Origin of the sequence: Thermoanaerobacter sp. YS13 (assembly GCF_000806225.2) — a bacterium.
In the GTDB taxonomy this organism is placed as follows: domain Bacteria; phylum Bacillota; class Thermoanaerobacteria; order Thermoanaerobacterales; family Thermoanaerobacteraceae; genus Thermoanaerobacter; species Thermoanaerobacter uzonensis.
On the sequence record NZ_JOOI01000001.1, the window covers coordinates 273,802 to 292,671 of the forward strand.

17 protein-coding genes, 1 tRNA gene and 1 other RNA gene are annotated in these 18,870 nt (G+C 34.1%); 17 read left to right on the plus strand and 2 right to left on the minus strand.

From position 1 onward, the window contains the following. Positions 1-7 precede the first annotated feature (7 nt). The 15 genes from THYS13_RS01345 (at position 8) to ssrA (ending at position 15,627) form a co-directional block, all read left to right on the plus strand. A complete protein-coding gene (locus THYS13_RS01345) occupies positions 8-2,074 on the plus strand; it encodes an HD family phosphohydrolase (RefSeq protein ID WP_042832814.1) in 2,067 nt (688 codons plus the stop codon). After that, a complete protein-coding gene (gene ybeY / locus THYS13_RS01350) occupies positions 2,071-2,550 on the plus strand; it encodes an rRNA maturation RNase YbeY (protein WP_042832815.1) in 480 nt (159 codons plus the stop codon). Before THYS13_RS01345 ends, ybeY begins: the two co-directional genes overlap by 4 nt. Positions 2,551-2,554: 4 nt before the next feature. Beyond that, complete coding sequence (locus THYS13_RS01355; RefSeq protein ID WP_042832816.1) at positions 2,555-3,253, plus strand: diacylglycerol kinase; 699 nt, start codon at positions 2,555-2,557, stop codon at positions 3,251-3,253. Positions 3,254-3,264: 11 nt separating this feature from the next. After that, complete coding sequence (gene era / locus THYS13_RS01360) at positions 3,265-4,173, plus strand: GTPase Era (protein ID WP_042832817.1); 909 nt, start codon at positions 3,265-3,267, stop codon at positions 4,171-4,173. A 35-nt stretch (positions 4,174-4,208) separates the two neighbouring features. Then, a complete protein-coding gene (gene deoC, locus THYS13_RS01365; RefSeq protein ID WP_042832818.1) occupies positions 4,209-4,880 on the plus strand; it encodes a deoxyribose-phosphate aldolase in 672 nt (223 codons plus the stop codon). A gap of 6 nt (positions 4,881-4,886) precedes the next feature. Then, positions 4,887-5,633 (plus strand): DNA repair protein RecO, encoded by a 747-nt coding sequence (gene recO, locus THYS13_RS01370; protein WP_042832819.1) that lies wholly within the window; start codon positions 4,887-4,889, stop codon positions 5,631-5,633. Between the two features lie 14 nt (positions 5,634-5,647). Continuing rightward, entirely contained in the window at positions 5,648-6,058 is a 411-nt protein-coding gene (locus THYS13_RS01375; protein WP_042832820.1) for a DUF4342 domain-containing protein, read from the plus strand. Between the two features lie 109 nt (positions 6,059-6,167). Continuing rightward, entirely contained in the window at positions 6,168-7,556 is a 1,389-nt protein-coding gene (locus tag THYS13_RS01380; protein WP_042832821.1) for a glycine--tRNA ligase, read from the plus strand. A gap of 190 nt (positions 7,557-7,746) precedes the next feature. Beyond that, positions 7,747-8,388: a helix-turn-helix transcriptional regulator gene (locus THYS13_RS01385; protein WP_042832822.1), complete on the plus strand. Its 642-nt coding sequence runs from the start codon at positions 7,747-7,749 to the stop codon at positions 8,386-8,388. Positions 8,389-8,401: 13 nt separating this feature from the next. Then, positions 8,402-9,214 (plus strand): pyruvate, water dikinase regulatory protein, encoded by an 813-nt coding sequence (locus THYS13_RS01390; protein ID WP_042832823.1) that lies wholly within the window; start codon positions 8,402-8,404, stop codon positions 9,212-9,214. Continuing rightward, positions 9,211-11,844 carry a pyruvate, phosphate dikinase gene (ppdK, locus tag THYS13_RS01395; RefSeq protein WP_042832824.1) on the plus strand — a complete coding sequence of 878 codons (2,634 nt, stop codon included), beginning with the start codon at positions 9,211-9,213 and terminating at the stop codon, positions 11,842-11,844. Before THYS13_RS01390 ends, ppdK begins: the two co-directional genes overlap by 4 nt. A gap of 121 nt (positions 11,845-11,965) precedes the next feature. Then, positions 11,966-12,517, plus strand: a complete 552-nt coding sequence (locus THYS13_RS01400; RefSeq protein ID WP_042832825.1) for an HD domain-containing protein — start codon at positions 11,966-11,968, stop codon at positions 12,515-12,517. Positions 12,518-12,526: 9 nt separating this feature from the next. After that, complete coding sequence (gene rnr, locus THYS13_RS01405) at positions 12,527-14,713, plus strand: ribonuclease R (RefSeq protein WP_042833908.1); 2,187 nt, start codon at positions 12,527-12,529, stop codon at positions 14,711-14,713. Between the two features lie 87 nt (positions 14,714-14,800). Then, positions 14,801-15,271 (plus strand): SsrA-binding protein SmpB, encoded by a 471-nt coding sequence (gene smpB, locus THYS13_RS01410; protein WP_003867905.1) that lies wholly within the window; start codon positions 14,801-14,803, stop codon positions 15,269-15,271. A 3-nt stretch (positions 15,272-15,274) separates the two neighbouring features. Next, positions 15,275-15,627: a transfer-messenger RNA gene (ssrA, locus tag THYS13_RS01415) on the plus strand. Between the two features lie 71 nt (positions 15,628-15,698). On the opposite strand, the gene THYS13_RS01420 is transcribed toward ssrA, so the two are convergent. Further along, entirely contained in the window at positions 15,699-16,082 is a 384-nt protein-coding gene (locus tag THYS13_RS01420) for a hypothetical protein (RefSeq protein WP_042832826.1), read from the minus strand. A 131-nt stretch (positions 16,083-16,213) separates the two neighbouring features. On the opposite strand from THYS13_RS01420, the gene THYS13_RS01425 reads away from it, so the two are divergent. Beyond that, positions 16,214-16,289, plus strand: a tRNA-Ala gene (locus THYS13_RS01425). A 62-nt stretch (positions 16,290-16,351) separates the two neighbouring features. Here THYS13_RS01425 and THYS13_RS01430 read toward each other — a convergent pair. Then, positions 16,352-16,858 (minus strand): type 1 glutamine amidotransferase domain-containing protein, encoded by a 507-nt coding sequence (locus tag THYS13_RS01430; protein WP_042832827.1) that lies wholly within the window; start codon positions 16,856-16,858, stop codon positions 16,352-16,354. A gap of 184 nt (positions 16,859-17,042) precedes the next feature. Here THYS13_RS01430 and THYS13_RS01435 point away from each other — a divergent pair, with 184 nt between their 5' ends. Beyond that, positions 17,043-18,863 (plus strand): NAD(P)/FAD-dependent oxidoreductase, encoded by a 1,821-nt coding sequence (locus THYS13_RS01435; protein WP_042832828.1) that lies wholly within the window; start codon positions 17,043-17,045, stop codon positions 18,861-18,863. The last annotated feature ends 7 nt before the right edge of the window (positions 18,864-18,870 follow it).

Below are 18,870 nucleotides of genomic sequence, written 5' to 3' on the forward strand. Positions count from 1 at the left end.
AAATATTATGAAAAAACTGGACAAACATATAAAAAATATAATTAAAAATGAGCAATTGATAATCATTTTTTTTGTTGTTTTTTATTTTATTTCTTCCTATGCCTTAGTTTATACTAGTGTAACGCCTCCCAAATTTGACCTTAAGGTAGGGGATGTAGCTACGCAAGATATAAAGGCACCTAAAGACGTAGTGGACACAATAGCTACTCAAAAGAAGATACAAGAAGCAGTAACTGCAGTTAATCCTAAATATGATTATAATGAAAATATTACAAAAGAATCTTATCTTAAGCTAGTTGATTTTTTTAATAAATTAAGAGAGGTACGCAAATCCTCAGAAGCAGAAGAAAAGAAATTGCAAGACTTTAAAGCTGTAAGTCCCATAGGTTTAGGAGATAATGAAGTAGCTTTGCTTTTAAAAATAGATGATAATACCCTTATAAACATGGAATCGGTGGTATTATCGACAGAAAAAGCAATTATGGCAAGGCAGATTACGGAAGATGCTTTGCCCACGGTTTTAAATGATGCTAAGAGTCTTGTAGAAAGTTCGGATATTTCTGCAGAAGTAAAACCAGTAGCTGTTAAGATTTTATCTTCTGTTGTTGTTCCTAATATGATATATAATGCCTATGAGACAAATCTTGCAAAAAAAGAAGCAGAGGAAAAAGTACAGCCGGTTATGTATAAAAAAGGACAAAATATTGTAGTCAGTGGAGAAGTGGTGACACAACAACAAATTGAAGTTTTGAAGTCTTTGGGCCTCTTAAAAAACAGTAGTAAGATTGATTATGGAATGATAATAGGCTTATTTTTGATTTTAGGCTTGTCACTCTTTTTATCAGTGTATTATATTATAAAATTGGACAAAAAGATTACTACCAAAAAAATCTACATTGAATTGTTGTGTTTAACAGGTATTTTTTATCTTTTATTGGCTGTTGCCTTTAAAGGGATTGAGCCTCTTTTAATTCCTTCTGCTACTTTGCCTATGCTAATTTCTGTTTTAATAGATCCTTATATTGCTATTATGATTGACATAATTTATTCTCTTTTAATAGGTTTAATGGTAGGTTTTAACCAAGAATTTATTTTTATGTCATTGCTGGGAGGATTGATTGGTGCAGTAAAACTTTCTCATTCTAAGCAACGTTTAGATTTTGTAAAAGCGGGTCTTTACGTCAGTGGGGTAAATCTTGTAAGTATTGTAGGAATAGGGCTTTTAAATAGCAATGATATAATTTCTGTATTAAAAAGCAGTTTATGGGGAATTGTCAGTGGAACTTTTAGTATAATTTTGGTTATTGGTACTTTGCCTTTTTGGGAAACAGCTTTTGATATCTTAACTCCTTTAAAACTTTTAGAGCTGTCAAATCCAAATAATCCGCTTCTTAAAAAACTTATAATGGATGCTCCTGGAACTTATCACCACAGCATGGTAGTAGCAAATCTCGCAGAAGCTGCTTCTGATGCTATTGGAGCGAACAGTTTGTTAGTTAGAGTAGGAGCTTATTACCATGATATAGGTAAAATTAAAAGACCTTATTTTTTCAAAGAAAACCAGCTTTCAGGAGAAAATTTGCATGACAAAATTTCTCCTGATTTAAGTACATTAGTAATAATTTCCCATGTAAAAGATGGGGTGGAATTAGCTAAAAAGTATAAACTTCCTCAACAAGTCATTGATTTGATAAAAGAACACCATGGTACTTCCTTAGTGAAATACTTTTATACTAAGGCTTTACAAAATGAAGAGGAATCTTGCGAAGAAGAATCTTTTAGATATCCAGGTCCAAAACCTTCTACCAAAGAGTCTGCCATTTTGATGTTGGCAGATTCTGTAGAAGCAGCTGTGAGGTCTATTCCTGAACCTACTGAGGAAAATATAAAGAATATGATTGAAAAAATCATGGCAGATAGATTAAATGATGGTCAGTTGGAAGATAGCGATTTAACTTTAAAAGATATTAAAACTATAAAAAATTCTTTTTTGACTGCTTTAACTGGTATGTTTCATAAAAGAATTGAGTATCCTGATATTGAACCAAATCAAAATAAAGAGGTGTTAGAATGAACATTTTGATAGACAACAGACAAAATAAAGTTGATGCAGCAAATTTGGAAGAATTAGTTGAAAAAGTCATAAAAACAGTATTAGAAGTAGAAGAGGTTATTGATAATGTTGAAGTAAGTGTGTCCTTTGTGGATAATGAGGAAATTAGAAAATTAAATAAATATTATAGAGGTATAGATAAGCCGACGGATGTTTTGTCATTTCCTTTAGCAGAGTTTGAAGATACTTATGCAGAGGGTGAAGAAATAGAGGAAGATTCAGAGGAGGTGCAGCCAATAGGAGATATAGTTATTTCTTTAGAAAAAGCATTAGAACAATCAATGGAATATGGGCATTCCTTTGAAAGAGAAGTAGCTTATTTAACAGCTCACAGCATGTTGCATCTTTTGGGTTATGACCATGAAACTGAAGAAGAAAGAAAAATTATGAGGGAAAAAGAAGAGGAAGTTATGGCAAGGCTTAATATTAGGCGGTGATTTTGTGAAATCGAGAAATTTAATTGATAGCTTTAATTATGCGATAGATGGCATTTTACATGCTTTTAAAACCCAAAGAAACATGAAGGTTCACTTTGCCATAGCAATATTGGTATTATTCTTTTGTCTTTTTTTGGACCTTTCCAGGGTAGAATTTGTGGTAATTTTATTTACAATTTCTTTAGTTTTAATATCTGAAATGATAAATACGGCTATTGAAACCACAATTGACATGATGGTTAAAAATTATAATCCTTTGGCTAAGGTTGCGAAAAATGTAGCTGCAGGAGCAGTTCTTATATCTGCGATAAATGCCATTCTTGTAGCTTATTTAATATTTTTTGATAGAGTAAATCCTTGGACAAAAATAATTTTATTAAAGCTTAGAGAGTCACCCATTCATATCACAGTTATAAGTCTTTTGGTTGTAGTGTTTTTGACTGTAATTTTAAAGGTGCATTTTAAAGAAGGAACTCCTATGAGGGGAGGAATGCCCAGCGCTCATAGTGCTATTGCTTTTGCTACTGCGACAGCTATAACTTTTATGACAGCAAATGCTTTTATTGCCACTTTAGGCTTTTTACTTGCTCTTATGGTGGCTGAAAGCAGAGTAGAAGGTAAAATCCACTCTTTTTCTCAGGTATTTTTTGGAGGTTTATTTGGGATATTGATTACAGTGTTGATTTTTCAAATAATCAAATAAGGAGTGGTGATATGGGCTATAAAGCTGGTTTTGTAGCATTAGTTGGTAGAACTAATGTAGGTAAATCTACTCTTTTAAATGCAATTTTACAAGAAAAGATTGCTATTACTTCTCCCAAACCCCAAACTACTCGAAATACCATTCGTGGGATTTTGACAACAGATGAATACCAGGTTATTTTTGTTGACACTCCTGGCATTCATAAACCTAAATCTAAATTAAGCGAATTTATGATTGAGGTAGCTAAGGGAACATTAAAGGAAGTTGACCTTATTTTGTATATGATAGAACCAGATACTGAAATAGGACCTGGAGATAGATACATAATCGAATATTTAAAAGAAGTAGATACACCTGTTATACTTGTAGTCAACAAAATAGATTTGGTGCCTGAGGAAAGAATAGAAGATACTATAAAAATTTTTAAAGAGCAATATGAGTTTAAAGATGTAGTAGCTATTTCTGCTATTGAAAATAAAAATATAGATTTGTTAAAAGGAAAAATTGTATCACTTTTGCCAGAAGGCCCCAAATATTATTTGGATGATTATATAACAGATCAGCCCGAAAAATTAATAGTGGCAGAAATAATTCGAGAGAAGATGTTACATTTTTTAGAGGAAGAAGTACCTCATGGTGTTTATGTGGAAGTAGAATCTATTAAAGAGAGGGAAGATAAAGATATAATAGACATTGAAGCATATATTTACTGTGAGAAAGAGTCCCACAAAGGAATTATTATAGGCAAAAATGGGCAAATGCTAAAAAAGATAGGTCAAAGTGTGCGACTTGATTTAGAAGAATTTTATGGAAAACAGGTTTTTCTTGACCTATGGGTAAAGACGAGGAAGGGGTGGAGAGACAATACAACGTTACTTAAAAAATTAGGATATGCCATTGACAAGAAAACTTACGAATAGTAAAGTATTTAGTGAAAACAAAAGGAGGTTATATTATGAACATAGCAAAAATGATTGACCACACTTTATTAAAACCAAATGCGACAAAAAGCGAGATAGAAAAGCTTTGTAATGAGGCAAAAGAGTATGGATTTGCTTCAGTCTGCATAAACCCATGCTTTGTAGACCTTGCCTATAGTATGTTAAAAGAGACAGATGTTAAAGTTTGCACAGTGATAGGTTTTCCATTAGGTGCAAATACTATCGAAAATAAAGTTTTTGAGGCGGTGGATGCAGTAAAAAGGGGTGCTACAGAAATAGATATGGTACTAAATATAAGTATGCTAAAAAGCGGAGATTATGACTATGTAAAAAAAGAAATTGAAGAAGTTGTGAAAGCGGTAAAATCCTATGGAGATATAGTTGTAAAAGTAATTTTAGAAACTTGTTATCTCACTGATGAAGAAAAGGTAAAAGCATGTCAGCTCACAAAAGAAGCAGATGCTGATTTTGTTAAGACTTCTACTGGTTTTGGGCCAGGTGGGGCGACGGTAGAAGATGTAAAATTAATGAGACAGGCAGTTGGTGAAAACTTTGGTGTTAAAGCTTCTGGCGGTGTAAGAACTGCTGAAGATGCTAAGGCGATGATTGAAGCAGGAGCTAATCGCATTGGGGCAAGTGCAGGCGTTAAGATTGTGGAGGAATGGAATAAACTAAAAATGAGTTGATAAAAAATGCGCTTGTTAAAAATAGAAGCAATAGTATTAAAAAACAATTTAATAGGTGAAACAGACAAAATTGCCACTCTTTTTACTAAAAGCTATGGCAAACTCCAGGCAGTGGCAAAAGGAGCAAGGCGCTCAAAGAGCCGCTTTGTGAATGCAATAAGGCCTTTTATTGTTGCCAATTATGTTATTTTTGAGGGGCAAAATTATTACTATATTGACCAATGGGAGTTAATCGAAGCTTATAAAAATATAGAAAAAGACTTAGTTAAATTTTCTGTAGCTTCGTATATTGCCGAAACCATAAATAAAATTTTAGAGGAAAATCAAAAAAGCGAGAGGCTGTATCTGTTTTTAAAACATTCTTTAAAAGCAGTTGATGAGCTACAAATAGACCCTTTAATTTTTATTTCTTCTTATAACTTAAAATTAGTTTCTTTATTGGGATATATGCCTCAACTTGATAATTGTGTTGTGTGTGGAAAAGGAGAGAATTTAAAATATTTTTCTAATTCCTGCGGGGGTGCAGTGTGTATAAACTGCAAAAATAAATGTTTTGACGCCAAGCCATTACATGGAGTAACATTAAAAGCTATAAAGTATTTTCTTAAAGGAGATTATGACAAGCTTCAAAATATTAAAGTTTCAGGAGTTATAAAAGAAGAAGTGGATAAAATAATAACAGCCTATATGAAAGAACATCTTGAAATAGAGTTTAAATCAAAAGATTTTATTAACAAGTTACAAAATATGTGAAAGGAGGGTTTAACGTGTTAGATGAGAAATTAGAAAAAATAGATATGATAGTAGAGAGAACGGGAGTAAGTTATAAAGAAGCAAAAGAAGCATTAGAAAAGTCAGGTGGCAGTGTTGTAGATGCATTGATATATATAGAAGAGAACAGAAAAAGGTGGACTGAGACTTTTACAGTCGCAGGTTCAGAAGTTATGGACAAAATAAAAGAATTAATTAAAAAAGGTAATGTTACAAAAATAAGAATAAAAAAAGACGATAAAGTTCTCTTGGAGATTCCTGTAACTGCAGGTGCTATTTCTGCAGTTATCATTCCTCAGTTGACGTTAGTGGGAGCGGCAGTAGCGCTTTTAGCCAATTGCACAATTGAAGTTGAAAAACATGATAAAAGCGTAACCGTATTAAAAGAAGAAAAGAAAAAAGATTGACAGAAGCTTGTCTCTTTGGTATTCTTAAATAAGTAGCGTCAAAAACCTTTCTTCCCAAAAGGGATGAAGGGTTTTTGTATAATTGCGAGAGAAAAAGGAGTGTTATTAAATGTCACAAGCAGTCACAATGGATAAAATAGTTGCCCTTGCAAAAAACAGAGGATTTGTTTTTCCAGGGTCTGAAATATATGGAGGACTTGCTAATACTTGGGATTATGGACCTCTGGGAGTAGAACTTAAAAACAATATTAAGAGGATGTGGTGGAAAAAATTTATTCAACAAAGTCCCTATAACGTAGGAATTGATACTGCAATTTTGATGAATCCAGAAGTGTGGGTTGCATCAGGTCATGTTAGCAGTTTTAGCGATCCTTTAATGGACTGTAAAGAGTGCAAATCAAGATTTAGAGCTGACCAATTGATTGAAGATTACATTAAAGAAAAGGAATTAAATATTTCTATTGAAGGTTGGACAAATGAACAAATGATGGAATTTATAAAAGAGCATAAAGTGCCCTGTCCAAAATGTGGTGCCCATAATTTTACTGATATTAGGAAGTTTAATCTCATGTTTAAAACCTATCAAGGTGTTACAGAAGATTCTAAATCAGAAGTGTATTTGCGGCCTGAAACCGCACAAGGAATTTTTGTGAACTTTAAAAATGTTCAAAGGACAACTCGTAAGAAAATGCCTTTTGGAATAGGACAAATTGGTAAATCTTTTAGAAATGAAATTACTCCCGGTAATTTCATATTCAGAACAAGAGAATTTGAGCAAATGGAATTGGAATTTTTCTGCAAACCGGGAGAAGATATGGAATGGTTTAGTTACTGGAGAAAATATTGCATGGATTGGCTTTTAGAATTCGGCTTAAAAGAAGAAAATTTAAGATTTAGAGACCATAAAAAAGAAGAATTATCTCACTATAGTACTGCTACCACAGACATAGAATATAATTTTCCCTTTGGATGGGGAGAGTTGTGGGGAATAGCTAATAGAACAGATTTTGATTTAAGGCAACATATGGAACATTCGGAAGTTGACCTGTCTTATATGGACCCTGTAACAGGAGAAAAGTACATACCATATTGCATTGAGCCTTCTGTTGGGGTAGATAGGTTAATGTTGGCATTTTTAATAGATGCGTATGAAGAAGAAGAATTAGAAGATGGAGAAACTAGAGTGGTTTTAAGGATTCATCCTGCTCTTGCTCCCATTAAGGCAGCAGTGCTTCCGTTATCCAAGAAATTATCAGAAAATGCTTATAAGCTCTATGACCAGTTGAGAAATAAATTTGTAGTAGATTATGATGAGACAGGAAGCATAGGTAAAAGGTATAGAAGACAGGATGAGATAGGCACGCCTTTCTGTATTACTTATGACTTTGATTCGGAAAATGACCACTGTGTAACCATAAGAGATAGAGATACTATGCAACAAGTGAGAATAAAAATTGGAGAAGTAGAGAAATATCTTGAAGAAAGGTTAAATTTTTAAGGGAATCAGGCTTTTTAACTGATTTCCTTGATTTTTTATGTTGCAATAATTTGTGATATAATAGGAAGGAAACGAAAAAGAAAGTTGGTTATCTTATAAACTTGTGATATAATTATACTAAAGTGATAAACTGATAGAAAACGTTTATGAAACGACAGAGGAAAGTATAAATTGCCAAAAACTTAAAGGGGTGATAAAAATTCAACTGACAAACCGCCAGTATATAATTATTGACATTGTGAAAAAGTATCAACCCATTACAGGAGAACAAATAGCAGAGAAATTAAATGTCACAAGAGCGACTTTAAGACCGGATTTGGCAATTTTAACTATGTCTGGGATCTTAGAGGCGAGACCAAAAGTGGGATATTTTTATACAGGAAAATCACCCCTCAGTTTAGTAGAAGATTATATAAAAAGCATAAAAGTAAAAGATATCAAGTCTTTACCAGTAGTAGTAGAGGAAAGTACATCAGTGTATGATGCGATTGTAACACTTTTTTTAAAGGACGTCGGGACAATTTTTGTACAGGATGGAGGATTTTTAACCGGCGCTGTTTCAAGAAAAGACTTTTTAAAAATCGCGATAGGCAACACTGATATTTATAAGGTCCCGGTGGGAATAATTATGACCCGTATGCCTAACATAGTTACAACTTATGATGATGAGCCTGTGTATAATGCTGCTGTTAAAATTATAGAGCACGAAGTAGACAGTCTTCCTGTAGTTGAACCTGTAATGGGAAATGATGGAAAACAAGGATACAAAGTGACAGGAAGAATTTCGAAAACTAACATAACTAAATTGTTTGTAAAGCTTGGAGAAGGTTAGGGGGATTTCTTGAATGGAAGAAGGAGTATCAATTTACTTGGTTTCAGATTCTAATGTAGATACAGCAGAAAACATTGCGAGTATTGCTGTTGCCCACTTTGATACTTTTATAGAAAAAATAAAAAAATATCCGTATGTAGGTGATAAAAATCAAATAGAAGAAATTATTATGGAAGCAGCTAATGATGCAAATAGCATAATAATCCATACTATGGTGGTCCCGGAATTAAAAGATTATCTTCTTAAAAAAGCACAGAAATTTGGCATAAAAATAGTAGATGTAATGGGACCAGTGATAAATGCTATTGAAGATAGTACTGGTATATCCCCCCATACCAATTTAGCAAAAAATAATAGAGAAGATTATTTGAAAAAAATCGAGGTAATAGAATTTGCCGTAAAATATGATGATGGTAAAGATGCAATGGGTATACTATTGGCAGATGTAGTTGTTATAGGGGTTTCTAGAACATCCAAAACTCCTTTATGCATGTACCTTGCTCATAAATACATAAAAGCTGCTAATTTACCTTTAGTGCCAGAAATTGAACCACCTCAAGAATTATTTGAAATCAACCCTAAAAAAATATTTGGGTTGACTATAGACCCTGAAGTTTTGGTAAAAATAAGGAAAGAGAGATTAAAATCTCTTGGACTTGATGCTAATGCTATATACGCTACCGAAGAAAGAGTTAAAAAAGAGATAAAATATGCTGAGGAGGTGATGAAAAGATTAGGATGTACTGTAATCGATGTTACAAATAAAGCTGTAGAAGAAACAGCTAATGTTATATTAAATGTATTAAAAGGAGGAGAGATTTCATGAGTAAAAAGTATGTTTATTTATTTAGTGAAGGCGATGCTTCAATGAGAGACCTCTTAGGAGGGAAAGGCGCAAATCTTGCTGAAATGACGAAGTTGGGTTTACCTGTTCCCCAAGGATTTACAGTCACCACTGAGGCTTGTACAAGGTACTATCAAGATGGTAAGACGATAGCTCCAGAAATTGTTGAACAAATCTATGAATATATGACTAAATTAGAAGAAATTACAGGTAAAAAATTTGGAGATCCAACAAATCCTTTGTTAGTATCTGTAAGGTCTGGCGCGAGAGTTTCAATGCCAGGTATGATGGATACTATTTTAAACCTTGGTTTAAACGACGAGACAGTAGAAGGCCTTGCTAAAGCTACAAACAATGAAAGATTTGCCTATGACAGCTATAGAAGATTTATTCAAATGTTTTCAGATGTTGTAATGGGAATTGACAAGAATAAATTTGAAGCTATTTTAGATGAAGTAAAAGAGGAAAATGGTGCAAAATTTGATACAGATTTAACAGCTGAAAACCTCAAAGAGGTAGTAAAAAGATTTAAAGAACTTTATAAAAAAGAAATGGGAGTAGACTTCCCACAAGATCCAAAAGAACAACTTCTGGAAGCTGTAAAAGCAGTATTTAGGTCTTGGGATAATCCAAGGGCTATAGTGTACAGAAGACTTAACGACATACCAAGTGATTGGGGTACAGCAGTAAATGTCCAATCAATGGTATTTGGTAACATGGGTAATGATTCAGGTACAGGTGTTGCTTTCACAAGAAATCCTGCAACTGGTGAAAAAGCTTTATTTGGCGAATTCTTGATGAATGCTCAAGGGGAAGATGTTGTTGCAGGTATTAGAACGCCTCAGCCAATTTCAAGTTTGAAGGAGACTATGCCAGAAGTTTATAACCAATTCGTAGAAATTGCTGAGAAATTGGAGAAACACTACAAAGACATGCAGGATATAGAGTTTACTATTGAAAGAGGTAAACTCTACATGCTACAGACAAGAAACGGAAAGAGAACTGCTCAAGCAGCTTTGAAAGTAGCTGTAGACTTAGTGGCTGAAGGCTTAATAGATGAAAAGACAGCAGTCTTAAGAGTAGACCCGAAACAGTTAGACCAGTTATTGCATCCAACCTTTGAGCCAAATGCGTTGAAAGCTGCTAAGCCTGTTGCAAAAGGTTTACCCGCTTCTCCTGGTGCTGCATCAGGAAAAGTATACTTTACTGCTGATGAGGCAATAGAAGCTGCAAAATCAAGGAGAGAAAAAGTAATTCTTGTAAGAACAGAGACATCTCCAGACGACATTGAAGGTATGTCTGTAGCACAAGGAATACTTACAACTCGTGGCGGTATGACATCTCATGCAGCTGTTGTGGCAAGAGGTATGGGTACGGCTTGCGTAGTAGGTTGTGGCGATGCAAAGATAGACGAGCAAGCAAAAGTAATGAGAATTGGCGATATAGAAGTTCATGAGGGAGACTACATATCTATAGATGGTAGCACAGGTAATGTGTACATTGGTGAAATAAAGACTGTTACACCTGAGTTAACTGGAGATTTTGCAACTCTCATGAGCTGGGCAGATAAATATAGAAAATTAAAAGTAAAAACTAATGCAGATATACCAAGAGATGCAAAAGTTGCAGTTCAGTTTGGTGCTGAAGGAATAGGTCTTTGCAGGACAGAGCATATGTTCTTTGACGAAGATAGAATTCCTGCTATGAGAGAAATGATTGTCTCAAAGACAGAAGAACAAAGAAGAAAAGCTTTAGAAAAACTACTGCCTATGCAAAGGTCAGACTTTGAAGGTTTGTTTGAAGTTATGGGTGAATTCCCTGTTACTATACGCCTTTTAGATCCACCATTGCATGAATTCTTACCTCATACAGATGAAGAAATTAAAGAACTTGCAGAAAATATGGGGATAACTTTTGAAGAGTTAAAAGCAACAGTAGAAAGCTTAAAAGAGTTTAACCCAATGTTAGGTCATAGAGGCTGTAGATTAGCTATAACCTATCCAGAAATTGCTGAAATGCAGACAAGAGCTATTATAGAGGCTGCTATAAACGTAAAGAAGAAAACAGGGCATGACGTAAAACCACAGATTATGATACCACTTGTAGGTGAACTTAAAGAGCTTAAATACCTCAAAGACATAATAGTAAAAGTAGCTGACGAAGTTATAAAACAAAACAATGTTGAAATAAAATACCTTGTAGGAACAATGATAGAGGTACCAAGAGCAGCTCTTACAGCTGACCAAATTGCTAAGGAAGCAGAATTCTTCTCCTTTGGTACTAATGACTTAACTCAGATGACTTTCGGTTTCTCAAGGGATGACGCTGGCAAATTCCTTGAAACTTATTATGAAAAGAAGATATATGAATTTGATCCATTTGCTAAGCTTGACCAAGAGGGTGTTGGCAAGTTAGTAGAAATGGGTACTAAGCTTGGAAGGCAGACAAGACCTGACCTTGAAGTAGGTATATGTGGTGAACACGGTGGAGACCCATCTTCTATTGAGTTCTGCCACAAAGTAGGTCTTGATTATGTTTCTGCTTCACCTTACAGAGTACCTATTGCAAGACTGGCTGCTGCTCAGGCGGCAATAAAATACGATAATAAATAATTAATTTCAAAGGCAGCAAATCAAATTTGCTGCCTTTGAACATTTAAGATTATTGTTTTTTGACCATTCATGTTATAATATTAAGTAAAATTGGTAACTTTAATAGAAGGAGGAGTGTTAAATGGATAGCAAGACGGCCTTAGCGCTTGTCAAAGAATATGTGTCAGATGAGACTTTAATAAATCACATGATAGCTACAGGTGCTATAATGGGAGGTTTAGCTGAAAGATTAGGACAAGATGTTGAAAGATGGGTAGTTACAGGGATATTACATGACATAGACTACCAAGAAACTAAGGATAATCCAGAGTTGCACAGTATAAGAGGTGGAGAAATTTTAACAGAGCATGGTCTTGATGAGGAAATAGTACATGCAGTAATGGCCCATAATGAAATTCATGGTATTGAGAGGATAACTCTTCTTGACAAAGCCCTTTTTGCAGTAGATCCTTTATCGGGTTTAATTACTGCAACAGCTTATGTGATGCCTTCTAAAAAATTAGAAGAGGTTCAGCTAAAATCATTAAAGAAAAAGTTTAAAGATAAGACTTTTGCTAAAGGAGCAAATCGTGACCAAATCAAAACTTGTGAAGAATTTGGAATTTCTTTAGACGAATTTTTAGAGATTGCTCTTAATGAAATGAAAAAAATCGCACCGCAGATAGGATTGTGAGGAATGGGAATGAATGTGAAGGAAAAACTTTTAGAATTAATGAATGAAGGAGATTATAAGCCTTCCAAAATAGAGGAAATAATGAAAATATTAGGGATAGACTATAGTCAAAAAAGCATTTTAGAAAAAATATTAAAAGAGATGGAAAAAGAAGGCCTTGTTTTTAAAACAAAACGAGGTAAATATACTCTTCCTGAAAGATTAGATTTGGTCAAAGGTAAGATTGAATTTCATTCAAGAGGCTATGGCTTTTTAATTCCCGAAGATAGCAATATAAAGGACATATTCATACCTGTAAGCGGCATGAACGGTGCAATGCATGATGACACTGTTTTGGTAAGAGTTACAAAAAGGGTGGATGGAAAGAGTGAAGAGGGAGAAGTTGTAAAAATTCTCAAAAGGGCAAATACAACTATTGTTGGAACTTACGAAAAAAGTAGAAATTTTGGCTTTGTAGTGCCAGACAACAAAAAGATCCATCAAGATATATTTATTCCTAAAGGAGAAGATAAAAACGCAAAAACTGGTATGAAAGTTGTAGTTAGAATTACTAAATGGCCTGAAGGAAGGCGAAGCCCTGAAGGGGAGATTATAGAAGTATTAGGGTATAAGGGTGATCCTGGTATAGATGTAATGTCCATTATAAGGGAATATGATATTCCTGAAGTTTTTCCTAAAGAGGTTTTAAAGGAAGCAGAAGATATATCTACAGAAATTCCTGAAGAAGAAAAAAAGAGAAGAGTTGATTTGACTAACTTAAACTTTGTCACAATTGATGGAGAAGATGCAAAAGATTTGGACGACGCAGTATGTGTACAAAAACTTTCAGAGGAAAATTATCTTTTATATGTGAGTATTGCAGATGTGAGCCACTACGTAAAAGAAGGTTCTCATTTAGATAAAGAAGCATTAAAGAGAGGATGTAGTGTATATTTCATTGATAGAGTAATACCAATGTTACCCCCTAAGTTATCTAATGGTATTTGCAGTTTAAATCCGCAGGAAGAAAGACTGACTCTCACTGTTAAAATGAAAATAAACTCTCAAGGAGAAGTTGTAGACCATGAAATTTTTGAAAGCATTATAAAGAGCAAAGAGAGAATGACATATACGAATGTTTACAAACTCTTAGAAGAAAATGATGAAGAATTAAAAAAGAGGTATCAGTATCTATTGGAAGATTTTAAACTAATGAAAGAGATAGCTCTTATTTTGCTGGAGAAGAGGAAAAGAAGAGGCAGTGTAGATTTTGATTTTCCTGAAGCTAAAGTAATAGTAGACGAGAAAGGTAAGCCAATAGATATTGTAAAAGTTGAAAGAAATATAGCTCACAGGATAATTGAAGAATTTATGTTAGTAGCTAATGAAACGGTAGCGGAGCACATGCATTGGTTAAATGTACCTTTTGTTTATAGAATTCATGAACATCCGGATATAGAAAAGCTGATTGCTTTTAATAAGTTTATTCACAATTTGGGGTATCATATAAAAGGAATTGAAGGAGGACAAATACATCCGAAGTCTTTGCAAGAATTAATAAGACAAGTGAGAGGAAAGAGTGAGCAAAGAGTTGTAGAAACTTTGCTTTTAAGGTCTTTAAAAAGAGCAAAATACAGTCCAGAAGACATTGGCCATTATGCTTTGGCGACCCAATATTATACTCACTTTACTTCTCCTATACGGAGATATCCTGACCTTATAATTCACAGGATAATCAAAGAATACATAAATGGAAAATTAACAGAAAAAAGACAATGTCATTACAACAGAATCTTAAATGACATTGCTTTAAAATCTTCTGAGAGAGAAAGAGCAGCAGAAGCTGCAGAGAGAGAAATAGAAGAATTAAAGAAAGTAGAGTACATGGCAGATAGAATAGGGAATGTTTATAAAGGGATAATTTCCAACGTGACAAATTACGGATTTTTTGTAGAGCTTGACAATACTGTGGAAGGGTTAGTAGATGTTGCTTCATTGGAGGATGACTATTACCATTTTGATCCAGAAAGATATGTTTTAATTGGTGAAAAGAGCAAAAAAGTTTACTCTATAGGTAAAGAGGTTTATGTAAAAGTTGTTGATGTAGATGTGGATAGGAGAGAAATAGACTTTGTTTTAGCAGAAGAGGAAAAAGATAACTTAGAAATTGGCTTAGCGGAGCATAAAAGCGCAGAAACATATATTGACACTATTTAAAAATGTGTTATAATATAAGAGCGATGATGGTGCCCTATTTGTGACACACAAGTAGGGCAATTTTCTCCTAAAGAGGGTGTTAAAAGTTTGGCAAAGGAAGAAATTAAAATAATCGCTCAAAATAAAAAAGCTTACCATGATTACTTCATTGAAGAAACCTATGAAGCAGGAATAGTGCTTAGTGGAACTGAAGTTAAATCTATTAGGATGGGGAAAGTCAATTTAAAAGATAGCTTTGCAAGAGTTGAAAACAACGAAGTTTATCTTTATAATATGCATATAAGTCCTTATGAAAAAGGCAATATATTTAATAAAGACCCTTTAAGAACTAGAAAATTACTTCTTAATAGACATGAGATTAATAAATTAATTGGTTATGTGACAAGGAAGGGTTACACTTTAATTCCTACAAAGCTTTATTTAAAGCGAGGCCTTGTCAAAGTCGAATTAGCGGTAGCAAGAGGTAAAAAACTCTACGATAAGAGAGAAGATATTGCGAGAAGAGATGCAAAAAGAGAATTAGAAAAGCACTTTAAAGAAAAACAATTAGGCATATAACATGGGGGTGTACTGGTTTCGACGGGGGCAGTCGAGGTAAAAGTAGCGAGCCGAGTTGTCCGCCAGCTCGTAAAAATGGTGGAGTAAAAATAAACGCAGACAGAGAATTAGCTTACGCTGCCTAATTTAAGGTAGCCGTCCAACCTGAAATGCCCACGTTTCAGGATTGGGCGTCAAAACAGTGGGGAACTGGTTTTGCTCAGGCTTCGGGGCAAAACCGGAACTTATGAAGCTACCGAGGCAGTTATCCTGTCGCTGGGAGAACCGCTAAGGGAAAGTTAAAACAGCGACTGCGCTCGGAGAAGCTTTTACTGTGACGCCTTCGGACCGGGGTTCGACTCCCCGCACCTCCACCAAAATATAATAAAAATGCAGCTTCAATTCATTATATGGTGATGTAACCCACATACGAATTGAAGTTATATTTTTATGGTTGAGGATATTTAAAGGGGTAAAGCATAGACTTAATATCAGTAGGTAATGGTAAAATATCTGATGCTACATCAAAACCTCCTCTATAGCATGAGAAGGAAGAGTATAAAAGTATCAGGGAAATGTAATATGCCATTAGAACACTAAGGATGCTGGATTCATTATTTTCTGATTGTGTATATTCTTGGATTAGTAAAATTGTTCCTCTTATTCCCGAGACCAAATTTATAGCGAGAGGTATGACTTTTCTAAGGTAAGGACTTAAAATGCCTGATATCATCAAAAGCATAAATATAGAAAAAGATTGTAAACCTACAATTTGTTCAGTTTTTCCATTTTTTTTATTAGCGTTATTTTCTTCTTTGTATAAAAAATACATTCTATCACCTCAATTATTTAGTTATTTACTTTATAATATGCATATCACAACAAATGGGGTTAAAAATCCATATCGACAAACATCAAGATTTTATGATATAATTTATATTAATACAAAAGCTATAAAAGTCTGGGGCCATAGCTCAGTTGGGAGAGCGTGTGAATGGCATTCACAAGGTCGGGGGTTCAAGTCCCCTTGGCTCCACCAAAATCGAAAATTTTGAAAAGGAAAAGGATTCTGAAGTCTAAAAGATCAGAATCCTTTTTAGTTTACTTAACCTTTTTAATTATGGCTTTTACAAAAGCTACCAAATCATTTGGATTTCTGGAGGTTATTAAATTTCCATCTACAACTACTTCTTCATCTACATACTGGGCTCCTGCATTTATTAAGTCATCTTTTATTGAAAAAAAGCTTGTTACTCTTTTTCCTTTTAAATTGCAAGCGGAAGCCATAATCCAGGGGCCGTGGCAAATAGCCGCTATAGGCTTTTGCAGTTTGTCCATTTCTTTGACAAAATTAATAGTGTCATTACATCTCCTCATGTAATCAGGTGAATAACCTCCAGGGATAATTACTGCATCATAATCTTTGGCTTTTACATCTTTTGTAGCATGGGTGCTTTTCATTGGATATCCATGTTTTCCTGTATATACTTTGTCTTTTTCTGGACCTATTAAATGTACTTCATATCCCTCTTCTTTAAGTCTATAGTATGGATATAGTAGTTCTGGCTCTTCATACATATTCTCAATTAATATAGCAATTTTTTTCATAAGAATTCACCTCTTAGGATTTTTATGGTTAATATTATTGTAACATTTATGGCAACTTATGTCAAGAAATTAAAATTTCACATTAACCACCTCATAAGTTTTCACTTATATGTTGTATAAAATTATATTATTTTACTTATGTTAATGTAAGTTTTAAAATATAACTATGGAAGAGGTGGTCAATGTGTTATTAAAAGAAGGGAAAATAGGGAATATTAAGTTAAAAAATAGGATAATTATGTTGCCTACTGTTACAAATTTATCAAATGAGGGTTTTGTAAGCGAAAGAGAAGTAGAATATTATAAAAGAAGATCAAAAGGTGTCTCATTGGTCATTGTGGGTGCAAGTTACGTAAATAAGCTGGGGAAATTTTTTATAAATCAAATAGGGATAAATGATGACGACAAAATACAGGGACTTAGAAAATTATCGGAGGTAATTCACCAAAATGGGGCACAAGCTGCTATTCAACTTGCAATGCACAATCCAAAATACAAGCCATCAGATTTTACAAAACAGCAAATACAAGGTTTTGTACAAGATTTTGTAAGTGGAGCAATAAGGGCAAAAAAGGCAGGCTTTGATGTTGTGGAGTTGCACTTTGCCCATGGTTGGTTTGTAAATCAATTTTTATCTCCTGATACAAACAAAAGAACTGACGAATACGGAGGAAATTTTGAAGGAAGGACAAAGTTTGCACTTGATATATTGCGAGAAGTTAAAAAAGCCCTTCCAGATATGACAGTAATTTGCAGGATTAATGGTAGTGATTTTACAGATGGAGGCTTTTCAATCGAAGAGAGTGTAAGATTCGCAAAAATGTTAGAATACCATGGTGCTGATGCTTTAGATATATCGGGAGGTGTGTCTTCTACCTCGGAATACCATATCTCTCCTATGGGAATTGGAGATAAGCCTTTGATTGGAATTGTAAAGAGGATAAAAGAAAATGTAACTATACCTGTTATAGCGGTTGATAAGCTCGGCAGTGTTTATGATTGGGAAAAAATTTTAGAGGATGGCATAGCTGATTTTATAGGGATAGCTCGTGGTCTCATAGGAGATCCGGATTTGGCAGAAAAGTTGATAAAAGGACAAGAAGAAGATATAAGGTATTGCATTCACTGCAATCAGGCGTGTATTGCATACATTCAAAAAGGACTTTCTGTTTCTTGCATGATTAATCCAGAGGTAGGGAGAGAAAAAGAATTTGAAGTAAAAACTGATAAACCATTAAATATAGCTGTAATTGGCGGCGGGCCAGCAGGCATGTCTGCAGCTAAATATCTTGCTAAAAAAGGTCATAATGTTACTTTGTTTGAAAAAGAGGATAAACTTGGTGGGCAGTTAAATGTAGCGAAAGTACCTCCCCACAAAGAAGAGATAGGAAAAGTTATTGAATATCTAGAAAATGATTTAAAGAAATACAATGTCAAAGTACATTTAAATAAAAAAATAAGTTTACAGGAAATAAAAGAAATGCCTTATGATAAAATTGTCATTGCTACAGGCTCAAAGCCAGCTAAAATCAATTTGGATGCGGATATAAATTCCTACACGGCTATTGAAGTATTGGAGGGAAATATTCCAAAAGGAAGAGATATTGCAATAATTGGTGGAGGCCTTACTGGACTTGAAACAGCCGAATACCTTGCTGAAAAAGGGAAAAATGTGACAGTTTTAGAATTGAAAGAAGAAGCTGGCGAAGGGATATACCCAATGGTTAAAAAACTGCTTTTAAATAGATTAAAAGAACTTAAAGTTGATATAATCACAAATGCTTTAATAAAAGAAATATCTGGTGGAAAACTCATGTATACTTCCAAGGACACATATAAAATAGTCAAAGTTGAGGATGTAGTTTTAGCAGTTGGAAATTTACCTGATACTGAATTTGAGGAACTAAAAAATGAGAACAGATATCATTTCATTGGCGACTGCAAAACTGTTGCTTCTGCAGTAGAAGCGATAAGGGATGGAGCAGAGCTTTCACTCATTATATAGAGGTGAT

Bases quoted from the DNA above. Each gene is read 5' to 3' on its own strand.
- THYS13_RS01420 (WP_042832826.1), bottom strand. From the start codon at position 16,082: ATGTATTTTTTATACAAAGAAGAAAATAACGCTAATAAAAAAAATGGA.
- ppdK (WP_042832824.1), top strand. From the start codon at position 9,211: ATGAGTAAAAAGTATGTTTATTTATTTAGTGAAGGCGATGCTTCAATG.
- THYS13_RS01345 (WP_042832814.1), top strand. From the start codon at position 8: ATGAAAAAACTGGACAAACATATAAAAAATATAATTAAAAATGAGCAA.
- era (WP_042832817.1), top strand. From the start codon at position 3,265: ATGGGCTATAAAGCTGGTTTTGTAGCATTAGTTGGTAGAACTAATGTA.
- deoC (WP_042832818.1), top strand. From the start codon at position 4,209: ATGAACATAGCAAAAATGATTGACCACACTTTATTAAAACCAAATGCG.
- THYS13_RS01390 (WP_042832823.1), top strand. From the start codon at position 8,402: ATGGAAGAAGGAGTATCAATTTACTTGGTTTCAGATTCTAATGTAGAT.
- THYS13_RS01430 (WP_042832827.1), bottom strand. From the start codon at position 16,858: ATGAAAAAAATTGCTATATTAATTGAGAATATGTATGAAGAGCCAGAA.
- recO (WP_042832819.1), top strand. From the start codon at position 4,887: ATGCGCTTGTTAAAAATAGAAGCAATAGTATTAAAAAACAATTTAATA.
- THYS13_RS01400 (WP_042832825.1), top strand. From the start codon at position 11,966: ATGGATAGCAAGACGGCCTTAGCGCTTGTCAAAGAATATGTGTCAGAT.
- ybeY (WP_042832815.1), top strand. From the start codon at position 2,071: ATGAACATTTTGATAGACAACAGACAAAATAAAGTTGATGCAGCAAAT.
- rnr (WP_042833908.1), top strand. From the start codon at position 12,527: ATGAATGTGAAGGAAAAACTTTTAGAATTAATGAATGAAGGAGATTAT.
- THYS13_RS01380 (WP_042832821.1), top strand. From the start codon at position 6,168: ATGTCACAAGCAGTCACAATGGATAAAATAGTTGCCCTTGCAAAAAAC.